The organism is Falsiroseomonas sp., assembly GCF_051860665.1.
GTDB lineage: Bacteria > Pseudomonadota > Alphaproteobacteria > Acetobacterales > Acetobacteraceae > Falsiroseomonas.
In genome coordinates, this window is record NZ_JBHYDM010000033.1 from 1 (window position 1) to 13,490 (window position 13,490).

The following is a 13,490-nucleotide window of genomic DNA, read 5'->3' on the forward strand; positions in this document are numbered from 1 at the left end:
CAATGTCCGCGACATGGCGATCGAGCTCACCGGGCTGAAGACGCTGAGCGCCAGCGACTTCGTGCTCTGATCCGACACGGCGGGCGCCGAATGCGGCGCCCGTCCCTTCACCGCGGCGGCACCGCCCCCTGCGCTACGGCCAGGAACTCCGGCCGCCGTGCGGCGAAATCCGCCACTTCGCCGACACAGACCGTGGTGGTGCGGCCGCGCGGTGTCTGGACGATGACGAAGAGGGTGCGGATCTCCTGCGCCCTTGCAGGCAGGCCGTCACGCGGGCGGATCATGCCCTCCAGCAGCAATCCCACCAGCTCGCCCTGCCGGTAGCTCTCATGATGCTGGATGTCGTAGATCGGCGACATCGCGCGGATCGCCGTCTCGCGCCAAAGGGGGCTCTGGATCGTCTCGTTCAGCTGCGCCTGGCTCAGGCTGGCGGTCACCGGGTCCTCGGCGAAGCTCACCCGGCAGCCGGTATCCTCGTCCGATGGTCGTCGCACGCTGAAGATGGTGGCGTAGGGCGGGCGAGGGGGCAGGGGGCTGGCCTCGTAGCCCGGCGGAGCCACCACGGAGAGGCCCGCACCCGGCTCGGGCACCGCCTTGGCCATCGCCACGCCTGCCAGCGCGCAAAGCGCCGCCACCATCGTCGCCGTCCGCATCGTCCTGTCCCGTCCTGCCACAAGGCAGAGATCGCCACAGCGCCGCTGGCGTTGCGTGGCGCCACGGAACGTGAAGCGCAGCCTCAGACCGGGGCGAGGCCCACCGTCAGCCCACCGCAGACATAGAGCACCTGGCCGGTCACGAAGCCGCTGCGCGCATCGAGGAAGAAATCCACCGCATTCGCCACATCCTCCGGCGTGCCAAGCCGCTTCACCGGCACCCCCTCGATGATCGCGCGGGTGCGCGGGCTGTTGTCCGGATTGGCGCGCTGGAACAACTCGGTCGCGATCGGCCCGGGCCCGATGGCATTCACCGTGATGCCATCGGCGGCCAACTCCAGCGCCCAGGTCCGCGCCAGCCCGATCAGCCCGGCCTTGGAGGCGCCATAGGCGCTGCGCAATTCCTTCCCCAGTGCGGCGCGGGAGGCGATGTTGACGATGCGCCCGAAGCCCGCGGCGCGCATTGCCGGCAGCAGCGCCTGCGCCGCCAGCACCGCGCTGCGCAGGTTCACATCCATGACGGTGGCGAGGTCCTCGACCGAGGTTTCCTCCAGCGCGGCCGGCTTCACCACGCCGACATTGTTCACCAGCCGCGTCGGCGCGTGTCGCGCCGCGACCCGGGCCAGGACGTCGCGCGCCTGGGCCAGGTCAGCAAAGTCGCAGGCGAAAAAATCCTCGGTGGGCAGCGGCGTTGCCGGCGCGCGCAGGTCGAGGTTCACCACGCGCCAGCCGGCCGCCGCCGCGCGCTGCGCGATGGCCCGGCCGATGCCGCCCGAACCGCCGGTCACCAGTACCGTGTCATTCACCTGAAGGTTTCCTCCAGCCATCCCGCCAGGCGATCCGCCAGGGCTTCCCAGCCCAGGTCGAGCATCATCGCATGGCCCATGCCGTCCAGCAGCGCGAAGGGCGCGGCGTGCCAGGCGGCGGTGCGCACCACGGCATCGGGCGGCACCAGAGGGTCCCGCCTTCCGCCGAAGACCACCATGGGCCGGCCGAGGCCCCAGGCCGGCGGCACCGGCTGCGGCGCCTGGGCCTCCAGCAGCGCCAGGCGGCTTTCCGCGCCCATCCGCGCCAGGTGGTGCAGCGCCACCGCCTCCGCCATGCCGGGGCCGAAGAGGGCGCGGCGCAGCAGCGTGGCCTCCGCCGCGGTGCCGCCCGGCTCCGTCATCCGCGCCACGGCGCGCCAAAGCGGCGGATCGGCCATGGCAAGACGCCAATTCGCCCAGGCCAGGCCCTCCGGCGGCGCCGAGGCGAGCAGGGCGAGGCCCGCGACTTCCGGCGCATCCAGCAGCCGCTGCGCCACCAGCCCGCCCAGCGAATGGCCCAGCAGCACCACGCGGCGTTGCAGCGCCGCCATCGCGGCCCGGGCATCGGCGGCATAATCGGCCAGTCCGGCGGGGCGGTCGGGCGTGCCGCGGTTGAAGCCGGGGGCGAAGACGGCGTGGCCCGCCGCCGCCAGCCGCGCGCCGAATCCCTCGGCCCAGACCCAGCTGCCGCAGGCCGCGCCGTGCAGCAGCAGCAGGGCCGGCGCATCGGGCGGGGCGGCGGGCGGGTCCCAGGCCAGCATGCGGCCGCGGGCGAAATGCATCTCGGTGGGGTCGGGCGCGCGCATCGCCTGCCATGGTGGCAAGCCGCGGGCGTGGCGACAACTGTTCCAAGGCCCGCGGGCCGCCGCTATAGATGTTGCCATGCCGCACGGACCAGATCCCATGCTGGCGACGATCGTCGCCTGCATCCTGCTTGCCTTCGTCATGGGGTCCCTGGCGCGGATGCTGCGGCTGCCGGCGCTGATCGGCTATATCGCCGCGGGCATCCTGATCGGCCCCTATCTGCCCGGCGCGGTGGCGGAGCGCGGCATGGTCAGCGCCATGGCCGAGATCGGCGTGGCGCTGCTGCTGTTCAGCATCGGCCTGCATTTCCGGGCGGCGGACCTGCTGGCGGTCTGGCGGGTGGCGGTGCCGGGGGCGGTGGCGCAGATCGCGGTGGCCGGGCTGGCAGGCGCCCTGGTGGGGCAGGCGCTGCTCGGCCTGGCGCCGGGCATGTCCTTCGCCTTCGGCCTGGCGCTGGCCATCTCCTCCACCGCCGTGGCCACCAAGTCGCTGGAGGAGCGCGGCAAGCTGGGCGGCGCGGCGGGGCGGCTGGCGCTGGGCTGGCTGGTGATGCAGGACCTGGTCGTGGTCTTCGCCCTGGTGCTGCTGCCGGCCGTGGCCGGCGGGGCGGGGGGCGGGGCCGCTTCCATGCTCTGGGGTCTCGGCCAGGCGGCGCTCTCCCTGGCTGCCTTCGTGCTGCTGATGGTGGTGGTCGGCCGCCGCGCACTGCCCTGGGCGCTGACGCGCGTGGCGCGCGGCGGGTCGCGCGAATTGTTCACCCTGGCGGTGCTGGCCGCGGCGCTCGGGGTTGCCGCGATCGCCTCCTCCCTGTTTGGCGTCTCCTTCGCGCTGGGGGCCTTCTTCGCCGGCGTCCTGCTGGGGGAGAGCGACCTGGGCCACCAGGCGGCGGCGGAGGCGACACCGCTGACGCGCATCTTCTCCGCCATCTTCTTCGTCTCGGTGGGCCTGCTGCTGGATCTGGGGCAGGTCGGCGGCACGCCGCTGGCGGCGCTGGCGGCCACGCTCTCCGTCATCCTGGCGATCGGCGGCAGCGTGCTGGCGCTGCTGCTGCTGTTCGGCGTGCCGGCGCGCACCGCGCTGCTGGTGGCCGCCGGCCTGTCGCAGATCGGCGAATTCTCCTTCCTGCTGACCGAGGTTTCGATCCGCCAGGGCCTGCTGCCGGAGGGGGTGCGCGGCCCGGTGCTGATGGCTGCCATCGGCAGCATCATCGCCACCCCGCTGCTGCTGAAGGCGGCGGAGGCGGTGGCCCCGGCGCTGGAACGGCGGATTGCGGCGCGCGCCGCCCGTCGCCCCGGCGGCGCGGCCACGCGCCAGGCGCCGCCGCCGGTGCCCTGGCCGCTGCTGGAGAACCACGCCATCGTCGTCGGCGCCGGCCGTGTCGGCGCCACCATCATCGGCGCGCTGCGCCGCCACCACCTGCCCCTGATCGTGATGGAGGAGGATCGCGCCGCCGCCGAGCGCCTGACGGCAGAGGGCATTCCCGCCATCTGGGGCGATGCGACGCGGCCGGAGGTGCTGGCCGCCGCCCATCCCGAGCGCGCCCGGATCCTGATCCTGGCCCTGCCCGGCGCGCTGGAGGCGCGGGAGGTGCTGCGCCTGGCACGCCAGGCCAATCCCGCCATCCAGACCGTGGTGCGCAGCCATTCGGAGACCGAGACCAGCTGGCTGGAGGCCGAGGCCGAGGTCGGGCTGGTGATGATGGGCGAGCGCGAGATCGCCCTCGGCATGGCCGATTTCGCCATGCAGCGGCTGGGCATCGCGGCCAGTACGGCGCAGGCCACCGTCGATGTGCTGCGCCGCCGCCGGATGCCGGATGCCGTCGGGTGACGTTTTGTGGCTGCACCGCCTGGACGGTTGACGAACCGTCCGGACGGTATAGCTACTGCGCATGACCGACGCAGCCCCCGTGACAGGCGATGCCCGCAGCCGGATCCTCGATGCCGCCGAGGCCATCGTGCAGGCACGCGGCGTGCCGGCCCTGACGCTCGAGTCCGCGGCGCGGGCGGCCGGCGTCTCGAAGGGCGGCCTGCTCTATCATTTCGCCAGCAAGGAAGCCCTGCTGAACGGCCTGCTGACCCGCCTGGCGCAGGCCATGTCGGCGGATTTCGACCGGGCCATGGAACGGGAGCCGGAAGGGCCGGGCCGGGTCGCGCGCGCCATGCTGGGCTGGGCCTTCAGCGACCAGATGCCGGGCCGCGACATGCACGACCGCGCCGCCGCCGTCTTCCTCGCCGCCTTCCACCACGACCCGGCGCTGCTCGACCCGGTGCGGGAGCTGATCGCCGCCATGCGTGTCGCCATGGCCGCGGACGGCCTTCCGCCGGGCGTCGCCCAGGCCATCATGTGCGCGACCGATGGGTTGTTCATGTCCCATGTCTTCGGCCTGTATCGGATGACGCCGGTGGAGCTGGCGGAGGTGCGCGGCGTGCTCACGCGCCTTGTGGAGAGGGTGGCATGACCTTGCGCGGCAAGCTGATCGGCCTGGCGGTCCTGCTCTTGTCGGGGGGTGGCGCCTATGTCGCGCTCGGCGGCGGCGCCCCACCGGCCGCGACGCCTGCGGCGGTGGCGCCCGCCGCGCCGGCCGGGGTCGGCGCCCTGGGCCGGGTGGAACCGGCCTCCCGCATCCGCCGCCTCGCCCCGGGCAATGGGCAGGAGGGCACGCGCATCGCCCGGATGCTGGTGGCTGAGGGCGCGGTGGTGCAGGCCGGCCAGGTGGTGGCCGAGTTCAACGACGCGACACTGAAGGATGCCGCCCTGGCCCAGGCGGAGGCACAGCTGGCCCAGGCGCGCGCGCGCCTCGACCGCACCCGCGCCGCCGGCCGCCCCAGCGAGGTCGCCGCCCAGCGCGCCCGCGTCGATGCGCTGGGCAATGCCGAGGCCAGCGCGCGGCGTGAGGCGGAGCGCGCCGAGCGGCTGGAGCGCAGCGGCGCCGGCGCCGAGGCGGTGGCCGAGCGCAACCGCTTCGCCGCCAACCGCGCCCGCGCCGAACGCGCCGAGGCCGAGGCCGCGCTGGAGACGCTGCTGAGCCCGCGCGCGGAGGACCTGGCCCTGGCCGAGGCCGAGCTCGCCGCCGCCGAGGCCGCCGTGACCCGTGCCCGCGCCGAGGCCGCGCTGGCCCGGCTGCGCGCCCCGATCGATGGCACGGTGCTGCGCGTGCTGGCCCGGGCGGGGGAGGCGGTGGGCAGCGACGGCGTGCTGGAGATGGCCGACCTGACCGCCATGGACGTGGTGGCGGAGGTCTTCGAGACCGACCTTCCCCGGCTGCGTCCCGGCGCGACGGCGGAGGTGATCGTGCCCGGCGAGCCGCACCGCTACGCCGCCACGCTGCGCGAGATCGGCTGGCTGGTGCGCCGCACCACCCAGGCCGGCACCGACCCCGTCGCCGCCGTGGATGCCCGCACCGTGGAGGTGCGGCTGACCCTGGATGCGGCCGGTGTCGCGGCGCTGGCGCGGCGGTCCAATATGCAGGTGCAGGTGGCGATCCGGCCATGAGCGGCGCCGCCACCGTGGAACGTCGCGCCCCGGCCGCGCCGGCAGCCGCGCTGCTGGCGCTGCGCCTCGCCTGGCGGCAATTGTGGTCGGAGAAGGCGCGGCTGGCTTCCGCCATCGCCGGCGTCATGTTCGCCTGCGTGCTGGTCTTCATGCAGCTGGGCTTCCGGGCCGCGCTGTTCGACAGCGCGACGGCGCTGATTGGCGCCATGCGGGGCGACCTGTTCCTGATGCATCCGCTGACCACCGCGAGCTTCCGGCCCGAACCCATGCCGCGCGTGCGCGCCTACCAGGCGCTGGCGCTGCCGGAGGTGGAGCGCACCGTGCCGATCTACCTGGCCCAGGCCACCTGGCGGAATCCGGAGGATGGCTCGCGCCGCGCCATCCAGCTGATCGGCGTGGATACCGATGCGGGCGTGCTGGATTTTCCCGGGTTGGCGCCGATCCTCGACCAGCTGAAGCGCGCCGATACTATCGCCTTCGACACCCGATCCCGCCCCGAATTCGGCGCGGTGGCGCGGCTGCTGGCGGAACGCGGTCCCTTCGACGTGCAGGTCGGCAACCGGGACATGCAGGTGGTGGGGCTGATCGAGATCGGTCCCTCCTTCGGCGCCGACGGGAATATCGTGCTGTCGGACGTGAATTTCCGGCGCGTGGTGAAGGAAAGGCTGGTCTCCTCCATCGACCTGGTCGCGATCCGCCTGCGCCCCGGCAGCGACGTGGCGGCGGTGCAGCAGCGGCTGATCCAGGTGCTGCCGCCCGATGTGATGGTGCTGACCCAGGCCCAGCTGAATGCGCATGAGCGCGCCTATTGGGAGGAGGCGACGCCGATCGGCTTCATCTTCTCCTTCGGCAGCCTGATGGGATTGGTCGTCGGCATGGTCATCGTCTACCAGATCCTGTTCAGCGACATCGCCGGCCACCTGAAGGAATACGCGACGCTGAAGGCCATGGGCTATTCCAATGCCTATCTCGGCCAGGTGGTGCTGGGGGCGGCGCTGATCCTCGCGGTGGCGGGCTTCATCCCGGGCTTCATCGTCTCCGCCTTGCTGTACGACGTGGTGGGCGGCGCCACCTTCCTGCCGCTGGCCATGGACCTTGCACGCGCCGCCACGGTGTTCGTGATGATCTTCACCATGTGCGCGGTCGCCGGGCTGCTGGCGATGCGCAAGCTGCGCGATGCCAATCCGGCGGATATGTTCTGATGGACAGGCCGGTGGATCTGCGCGGCATCACCTTCGCCTATGGGGAGGGCGAGCTGCGCAAGGCGGTGCTGCGCGATGTGGACCTGACGGTTGCGCCGGGCGAGATCGTGCTGCTGACCGGCCCCTCCGGCAGCGGCAAGACCACGCTGCTGACCCTGATCGGCGCGCTGCGCGCGATGCAGGAGGGCAGCGCCCGTGTGCTGGGGCAGGAGCTGCGCGGCGCCAATGAGGCCGCCCGTGTGCGCCTGCGCCGCAGCATCGGCTTCATCTTCCAGAGCCACAACCTGCTGGGCTTTCTCACCGCGCGGCAGAACGTGGCCATGGCGCTGGAGATGGATGCGCGCCTGTCGGAGCGCGAGCGCCTGGACCGCGCGGCGGAGCTTCTGACGCAGGTCGGGCTGGCGGAGCACCTGGACAAGGTGCCGGCGCAGCTTTCCGGCGGGCAGCGGCAGCGCGTTTCCGTGGCCCGCGCGCTGGCCGCCGAGCCCGGCCTGGTGCTGGCGGACGAGCCCACCGCGGCGCTGGACAAGGCCAGCGGCCAGGAGGTGGTGACGCTGCTGCGCAACCTGGCGAAATCCCGCGGCGTGCCGATCCTGCTGGTGACGCACGACCCGCGCATCCTGGACATCGCGGACCGCGTAGTGGCGATGGAGGACGGACGGATCGTCGGCGCGAGCAGCCAGGCCAATGCCGCCGTCTGAGATCGCGCCGCAGGAAGGACCCGCCATGCGCTTCACCTATACCGCCGCACCGATGCGCGTCGTCTTCGGCGCCGGGCGGCTGGCCGAGCTGGGGGCGGAGGTGGAGCGGCTCGGCATCCGGCGCGCCGTGCTGCTGGTCACGCCATCCCAGCAAGCGCGCGGCGAAGCCCTGGCCGCCCAGCTCGGCCCGCGTGGCGCCGGCTGCATTCCGCTGGCGGCGATGCACACGCCGGTCGAGGTGACGGAGCAGGCGCTGGCGACGCTGCGGCGGCTGCAGGGCGACGGGCTGGTGGCGGTGGGCGGCGGCAGCGCCATCGGCCTCGGCAAGGCGCTCGCGCTCCGCACCGGCCTGCCGCAGATCGCCGTGCCGACCACCTATGCGGGGTCCGAGATGACGCCGATCCTCGGCCAGACCGAGGCCGGGCGGAAGCTGACCATCCGCTCGGCGGAGGCGCTGCCGGAGGTGGTGATCTACGACGTCGACCTCACCCTCGGCCTGCCGGCGGCGCTCAGCGCCACCAGCGGGCTGAACGCCATGGCGCATGCGGTGGAGGCGCTCTACGCGCCCGACGCCAATCCCGTCACCAGTCTCCAGGCCGAGGAATCGATCCGCGCCCTGGCTGCCGCCTTGCCGGTGGTGGTTGCCACGCCGCGCGACGGGGCGGCGCGGGCCGAGGCCTTGCAGGGCGCCTGGCTGGCCGGGGTCTGCCTCGGCGCCGTCAATGTCTCGCTGCACCACAAGCTGTGCCACGTGCTCGGCGGCAGCTTCGGCCTGCCGCATGCGGAGACCCATGCGGTGGTGCTGCCCCATGCCATGGCCTTCAACGCGCCCGCGGCGCCGGGGGCGATGGCGCGGGTGGCGCGGGCGCTGGGGGTGGCGGACCCGGTGGCGGGGCTGTTCGACCTCGCGCGCCGCATCGGCGCGCCCCGGAGCCTGGCGGAGCTTGGCCTGCGGGAGGCGGATCTGGACCGCGCGGCGGAAATCGCGACCGCCAGCCCCTATCCCAATCCGCGCCCGGTGACGCGGGACGCGATCCGCGCGCTGCTCGGCGCCGCCTTCGCGGGCGCGTAGCGCGCCCGGCCTCGGGGCGAGGCTTGCGGGGGCTACGGCAGGTGGGGAATCCAGTCCTGCAGGTTCTGCAGCAGGCCGAATTCGGCGATCTGGGCCTCCGTCGCCTCACCGAATTCCATCAGCCGCTGCAGCCCGGTCAGCAGCGCGATGCGGTCGCGGTCCAGGCGAAGCCCGGTCAGCGCCTCGTACTGCGCCATCATGCGGCGGGTCAGGTCGGGCGCGATGAAGCTCGGCGCCAGGAAGTCGCGGTGCAGGGGGCCGAAGCCGCTGGTGCCGAAGTCGAAGACGCCATGCAGCCGGCCTGCCGCGTGATCGAAGGCCAGGTTCCAGCCATGCGTGTCGAAATGGCCGAAGACCAGGCCGCCCGGGTCCGGCGGCAGGGCCGCGCAATCCCCGGCGAGGCGCGTGGCCGCCCTGCGCAGCCCGGCTGGCAGCCGCGGCAGGGCCTGCTGCAGGATCGCCCCCGGCGCCGGCCATTCCCACAGCGGCCCGACACCGGCCTGGCGAAGCAGCGCGGGATCCAGGCGATGCAGCGCGGCCTGGAAGCCGGCGAGATCCTCCGCCAGGCGCTGTCGCGCGGCCTCGGGCAGACGCGCATAGCCGGCCGCCAGCAGGCTGGTGCCCGGCAGCTTGGCGTGCCAGGCGAAGCAGGGCGGGCCGGGATGGAAGCGGGTGCGGGGGACTGCGACCGGCAGCGCGGGGCCGATCACCGCCAGCAGCCGCGCTTCGCGCTGCAGCGCGGCGACGCCGCGTTCGAAGCGCGGAAAGCGGAAGATCAGCCGGTCGTCGACATCGACGGCCTGGCTTTCCCAGCCATCGGTCAGCAGGGTGAAGCGGGCGTCGGCGAGGTCCGGGAAGGCGGCGAGGATGGCGGCGCGCAGCGCCGTCAGGCCCGCCTCGGCCATCAATCCGCCTTGGCGCTGGCCTCGGACCGCGTGGTGCCGACGCGCTGCGCCAGGGCCGCGGCCATGAAGTCGTCGATCTCGCCATCCAGCACGGCGGCGGGGTTGCCCTTTTCCACGCCGGTGCGCAGGTCCTTCACCATCTGGTAGGGCTGCAGAACATAGCTGCGGATCTGGTGGCCCCAGCCGATATCGGTCTTGCCGGCCTCCACCGCGTCGCTGATCGCCTCGCGCTTGCGCAGCTCCAGCTCGTAGAGCCGGGCCTTCAGCATCTCCATGGCGATGGCGCGGTTCTTGTGCTGGCTGCGGTCCTGGGTGGAGGCCGCGACCACGCCGGTCGGGATATGCGTGAAGCGCACGCCCGATTCCGTCTTGTTCACATGCTGCCCACCGGCGCCCGAAGCGCGAAACGTGTCGGTCTTCAGGTCGGCCGGGTTGATCTCGATCTCGATCCGGTCGTCGATCACCGGATAGACATAGACGCTCGCAAAACTGGTCTGCCGGCGCGCGGCGGCGTCGAAGGGGCTGATGCGGACCAGGCGGTGCACGCCGGTCTCGGTCTTCAGCCAGCCATAGGCATTGTCGCCGGTCACCTGGATGGTGGCGGACTTGATGCCGGCCTGCTCGCCCTCGGATTGTTCGGTCAGGCTCAGCTTGTAGCCGCGCTTCTCGGCCCAGCGCGTGTACATGCGCAAAAGCATCTCGGCCCAGTCCTGGGCCTCCGTGCCGCCGGCGCCGGCATTCACTTCCAGATAGGCGTCGTTCTGGTCGGCCTCGCCGGAGAGCAGGCTCTCCGTCTCGCGGTGCTTCACCTCGGCGGCGTAGGTCTTGAGGTCGGCGACGGCAGCATCAGCGACGGCGACATCGCCCTCCGCCTCGGCCAGCTCGATCATCTCCAGCGCATCGGCGACATTGCGCTCCAGCGCCTGCACACCCTCGATCTGCGCGGCCAGGCGGTTGCGCTCGCGCATCAGGGCCTGGGCGGCCTCCGCCTTGTTCCAGAGGTCCGGGTCCTCGGACCGGGCATTCAGCTCCTCCAGCCGCCGCAGCGCCTCATCCCAGTTGAGATGGGCGCGCAGCAGGGCGAGGCCCTCGGCGATCTGGGTCTTCAGGTTCTCGGCATCGGCGCGCATGGCGGCCTACCTAGTGCCGGGCCGGGCGGCTGTCGAGACAGCAGGCGCAGGCCGGCCGGCCGCCGGTCCCGAAGCCGGCGGCCGGGGGCGGTCAGTAAAGCCCGCCCAGGTTGCTGTCGACGCTGGCCGCCGCCGTGCCGGGCTCCGTCGCCAGCGGATCGACCGGCGGGCGGGCGCTGTTTTCCGTGCCGGGCTTGAAGGCCTCCAGGATGGTCTGGCCGTTCGGCAGCTGCAGGCGGACCAGCGCCACGCCCGGGGGGGCGCGGAAGGGCAGGGCCGGGCTGTCGCCCAGCGCGGCCGCCACCACGTCGCGGAAAATCGGCGCGGCATTGCTGCCGCCGGTCTCGTTCGGGCCCAGGCTGCGCGGCTCGTCGAAGCCGACCCAGACGGCCACCACCAGGTCCGGCGTGAAGCCGACGAACCAGTTGTCCTTGTAGTCGTCCGTCGTGCCGGTCTTGCCCGCCACCGGGCGGTTCAGCCCGGCGCCGGCCCGGGTGCCGGTGCCGCGCTGCACCACGCCCTGCAGCATGCTGGTCATCTGGAAGGCGGAGACCGGGTCCGTCACCTGCCGGCGCGTCTCGGTCAGCGCCGGGGGGCGGCCGGTCGGGTCGCTGTCGCAGGCGGTGCATTCGCGCGCATCGGTGCGCCAGACAAGCCTTCCCTGGCGGTCCTGCACGCTGTCGATCAGCGTCGGCGTCACCTGGCGGCCGCCATTCACGAAGCTGGCATAGCCGGCTGCCTGGCGCAGCACCGTCGTCTCCCCGGCGCCGAGCGACATGGCCAGCACGCGGGGCATGTTCGGGATCACGCCGAAGCGCGCCGCCACCTCCGCCACCGCCGGCATGCCGACCTGCTGGGCGAGGCGCACCGTCACCAGGTTCAGGCTGCGCTCCAGCGCGCTGCGCATCGTCACCCAGCCCTGCGGGGCACCGCCGCCGTAATTGCCCGGGCGCCACAGGCCCTGCGGCGTCATGATCTCCACCGGCCCGTCCAGCAGCAGCTGGTTCGGCGGGATGCCGGCCTCCAGCCCCGCCAGGTAGACATAGGGCTTGAAGGAGGAGCCGGGCTGGCGCAGGGCCTGGCTGGCGCGGTTGAACCAGGACCGCTCGAAGGACCAGCCGCCGACCATGGCGAGCACGCGGCCGGTATTCGGGTCCATCGCCACCACGGCGCCCTCCACCTCCGGCATCTGCCGCAGGGCGAGGCGTTCCGGCTGGGCGGGGGTGCGGCCCTGGGCCGCGGTGGCGGGCAGGGTTTCCACCAGCACCACGTCGCCGGGGGCCAGCACGTCCTGCATGCGCCGCGGCGCGCCGCCGACGCGGCCATCCCGCACCGGGCGGGCCCAGCCGGAGACATCGGCGAAATTCAGCGTGCCGGTGCGCGGCTGCGGCGCGGTGCGGCCATCTGGGCGCTCCAGCCAGGCCATCCGCGCCTCCCGGTCCCGCACCTCCAGTGCCACGGCCAGGCGCCATTCCGGCAGCGCGCCGGGCGGGCGGGCCTGGGCCTGCAGCGCGGGGAGCCATTCCGTGGGATTGGCGGAAATCCGCGCCACCGGGCCGCGCCAGCCGCCGCGGCGGCGGTCATAGGCCAGCAGCCCGTTGCGCAGCGCCGCCTCGGCCTCGCCCTGCAGCACCGGATCCAGCGAGGTGCGCACCACCAGCCCGCCCATCGTGGTCTGGTCGGCGCCGAAGCGGGCCACCAGCTCGCGCCGCACTTCCTCCGTGAAATACTGGCCGACCGGCACCACGTCCGGGCGACGCTGCGGGCGGGGGATCAGCGGCTCGGCCTGGGCCCGGGTGGCCTCGGCCACCGTGATGGCGCCGTCCTCGGCCATGCGGCCGATCACCCAGTCCCGCCGGCCGCGCGCAGCCTCGGGGAAGCGGGAGGGGTTGTAGTTGTTCGGCGCCTTGGGCAGGGCGGCGAGGAAAGCCGCCTCCGACACCGTCAGCTCATCCAGCGACTTGTTGAAGTAGTTCTGCGCCGCGGCGGCCACGCCATAGGCCTGCTGGCCCAGGAAGATCTCGTTCAGATAGATCTCGAGGATGCGCGACTTCGGCATCGCCTGCTCGATGCGCAGCGCGAGGATGGCTTCGCGGACCTTGCGCATCAAAGTGCGGTCGTTGCCGACCAGCATGTTCTTGGCGACCTGCTGGGTGATGGTGGAGGCACCCGCCATGCGCCGGCCGGAGCCAAGCTGCTCCAGGTTCGTCACCATGGTGCGGGCGATGCCCATGGGGTCGATGCCGTAATGGGTCCAGAAGCGCTGGTCCTCGGCGGCGATGAAGGCCTGCTGCACGCGGAGTGGAATCGCCTCGATCGGCACGAAGACCCGGCGTTCCTGGGCGAGCTCCGCCATCAGCCGGCTGTCGCCAGCATAGATCCGGCTCATCTGCGGGGCCTGGTAGTCGGCCAGCCAGCGATAATCCGGCAGCTCCGCCGAGGCGGAGCGATACAGCGCGAAGGCGGCGACCGCGCCGGTCACCCCGACGGCCACCACCAGGATGAGCACGGTCCTGGCCAGCAGGCCCATGGTGCCGAAGAGCCAGCGGCGCCGGCGGGGCTGCCGCGGCGGGCGGGCGGCCTTGGGCGGGCGGGGCGGCTGGCCGCCGGCATCGGGGCTCGCGCCTTCGGGCGCTGCCGGGCGGCTGCCCACCATCGGGCCATCAGCGCGGAGGTCGTGGGTGTCCATGGGCTTCCCATACACTGTCCGGCCGCAGGGGGCATA

The 13,490-nt window shown here is 73.1% G+C and carries 12 protein-coding genes; 6 read left to right on the forward strand and 6 right to left on the reverse strand.

Going from position 1 to position 13,490, the window contains the following annotated elements; all coding sequences use genetic code 11:
* Positions 1–107 precede the first annotated feature (107 nt).
* The 3 genes from ACTIF1_RS22450 to ACTIF1_RS22460 form a co-directional block, all read right to left on the reverse strand.
* Complete coding sequence (locus ACTIF1_RS22450) at positions 108–653, reverse strand: hypothetical protein (RefSeq protein WP_439598682.1); 546 nt, start codon at positions 651–653, stop codon at positions 108–110.
* 83 nt (positions 654–736) lie between these two features.
* Complete coding sequence (locus ACTIF1_RS22455; protein WP_439598683.1) at positions 737–1,459, reverse strand: SDR family oxidoreductase; 723 nt, start codon at positions 1,457–1,459, stop codon at positions 737–739.
* Positions 1,456–2,265 (reverse strand): alpha/beta hydrolase, encoded by an 810-nt coding sequence (locus ACTIF1_RS22460; protein ID WP_439598684.1) that lies wholly within the window; start codon positions 2,263–2,265, stop codon positions 1,456–1,458. The genes ACTIF1_RS22455 and ACTIF1_RS22460 overlap by 4 nt, the downstream gene beginning before the upstream one ends.
* Before the next feature lie 97 nt (positions 2,266–2,362).
* Between ACTIF1_RS22460 and ACTIF1_RS22465 the strand changes: the two genes are divergently transcribed.
* The 6 genes from ACTIF1_RS22465 to ACTIF1_RS22490 all read left to right on the forward strand — a co-directional run bounded on the left by ACTIF1_RS22465 (position 2,363) and on the right by ACTIF1_RS22490 (position 8,730).
* Positions 2,363–4,090 carry a cation:proton antiporter gene (locus tag ACTIF1_RS22465; protein ID WP_439598685.1) on the forward strand — a complete coding sequence of 576 codons (1,728 nt, stop codon included), beginning with the start codon at positions 2,363–2,365 and terminating at the stop codon, positions 4,088–4,090.
* A 61-nt stretch (positions 4,091–4,151) separates the two neighbouring features.
* Positions 4,152–4,721 carry a TetR/AcrR family transcriptional regulator gene (locus ACTIF1_RS22470; protein ID WP_439598686.1) on the forward strand — a complete coding sequence of 190 codons (570 nt, stop codon included), beginning with the start codon at positions 4,152–4,154 and terminating at the stop codon, positions 4,719–4,721.
* The gene (locus tag ACTIF1_RS22475; RefSeq protein WP_439598687.1) at positions 4,718–5,755 is read left to right on the forward strand and encodes an HlyD family efflux transporter periplasmic adaptor subunit; all 1,038 of its coding nucleotides are present in this window, start codon (positions 4,718–4,720) and stop codon (positions 5,753–5,755) included. The genes ACTIF1_RS22470 and ACTIF1_RS22475 overlap by 4 nt, the downstream gene beginning before the upstream one ends.
* Positions 5,752–6,957 (forward strand): ABC transporter permease DevC, encoded by a 1,206-nt coding sequence (devC, locus tag ACTIF1_RS22480; protein WP_439598688.1) that lies wholly within the window; start codon positions 5,752–5,754, stop codon positions 6,955–6,957. Before ACTIF1_RS22475 ends, devC begins: the two co-directional genes overlap by 4 nt.
* On the forward strand, positions 6,957–7,658 hold the full coding sequence (locus ACTIF1_RS22485) for an ATP-binding cassette domain-containing protein (protein WP_439598689.1): 702 nt from the start codon (positions 6,957–6,959) through the stop codon (positions 7,656–7,658). The genes devC and ACTIF1_RS22485 overlap by 1 nt, the downstream gene beginning before the upstream one ends.
* A gap of 25 nt (positions 7,659–7,683) precedes the next feature.
* The gene (locus ACTIF1_RS22490) at positions 7,684–8,730 is read left to right on the forward strand and encodes a maleylacetate reductase (RefSeq protein ID WP_439598690.1); all 1,047 of its coding nucleotides are present in this window, start codon (positions 7,684–7,686) and stop codon (positions 8,728–8,730) included.
* Positions 8,731–8,762: 32 nt separating this feature from the next.
* On the opposite strand, the gene ACTIF1_RS22495 is transcribed toward ACTIF1_RS22490, so the two are convergent.
* The 3 genes from ACTIF1_RS22495 to ACTIF1_RS22505 all read right to left on the reverse strand — a co-directional run bounded on the left by ACTIF1_RS22495 (position 8,763) and on the right by ACTIF1_RS22505 (position 13,454).
* Complete coding sequence (locus ACTIF1_RS22495) at positions 8,763–9,635, reverse strand: phosphotransferase family protein (RefSeq protein ID WP_439598691.1); 873 nt, start codon at positions 9,633–9,635, stop codon at positions 8,763–8,765.
* On the reverse strand, positions 9,635–10,765 hold the full coding sequence (gene prfB / locus ACTIF1_RS22500; RefSeq protein ID WP_439598692.1) for a peptide chain release factor 2: 1,131 nt from the start codon (positions 10,763–10,765) through the stop codon (positions 9,635–9,637). The genes ACTIF1_RS22495 and prfB overlap by 1 nt, the downstream gene beginning before the upstream one ends.
* Positions 10,766–10,856: 91 nt before the next feature.
* Positions 10,857–13,454: a penicillin-binding protein 1A gene (locus ACTIF1_RS22505; RefSeq protein WP_439598693.1), complete on the reverse strand. Its 2,598-nt coding sequence runs from the start codon at positions 13,452–13,454 to the stop codon at positions 10,857–10,859.
* Positions 13,455–13,490: the final 36 nt, after the last annotated feature.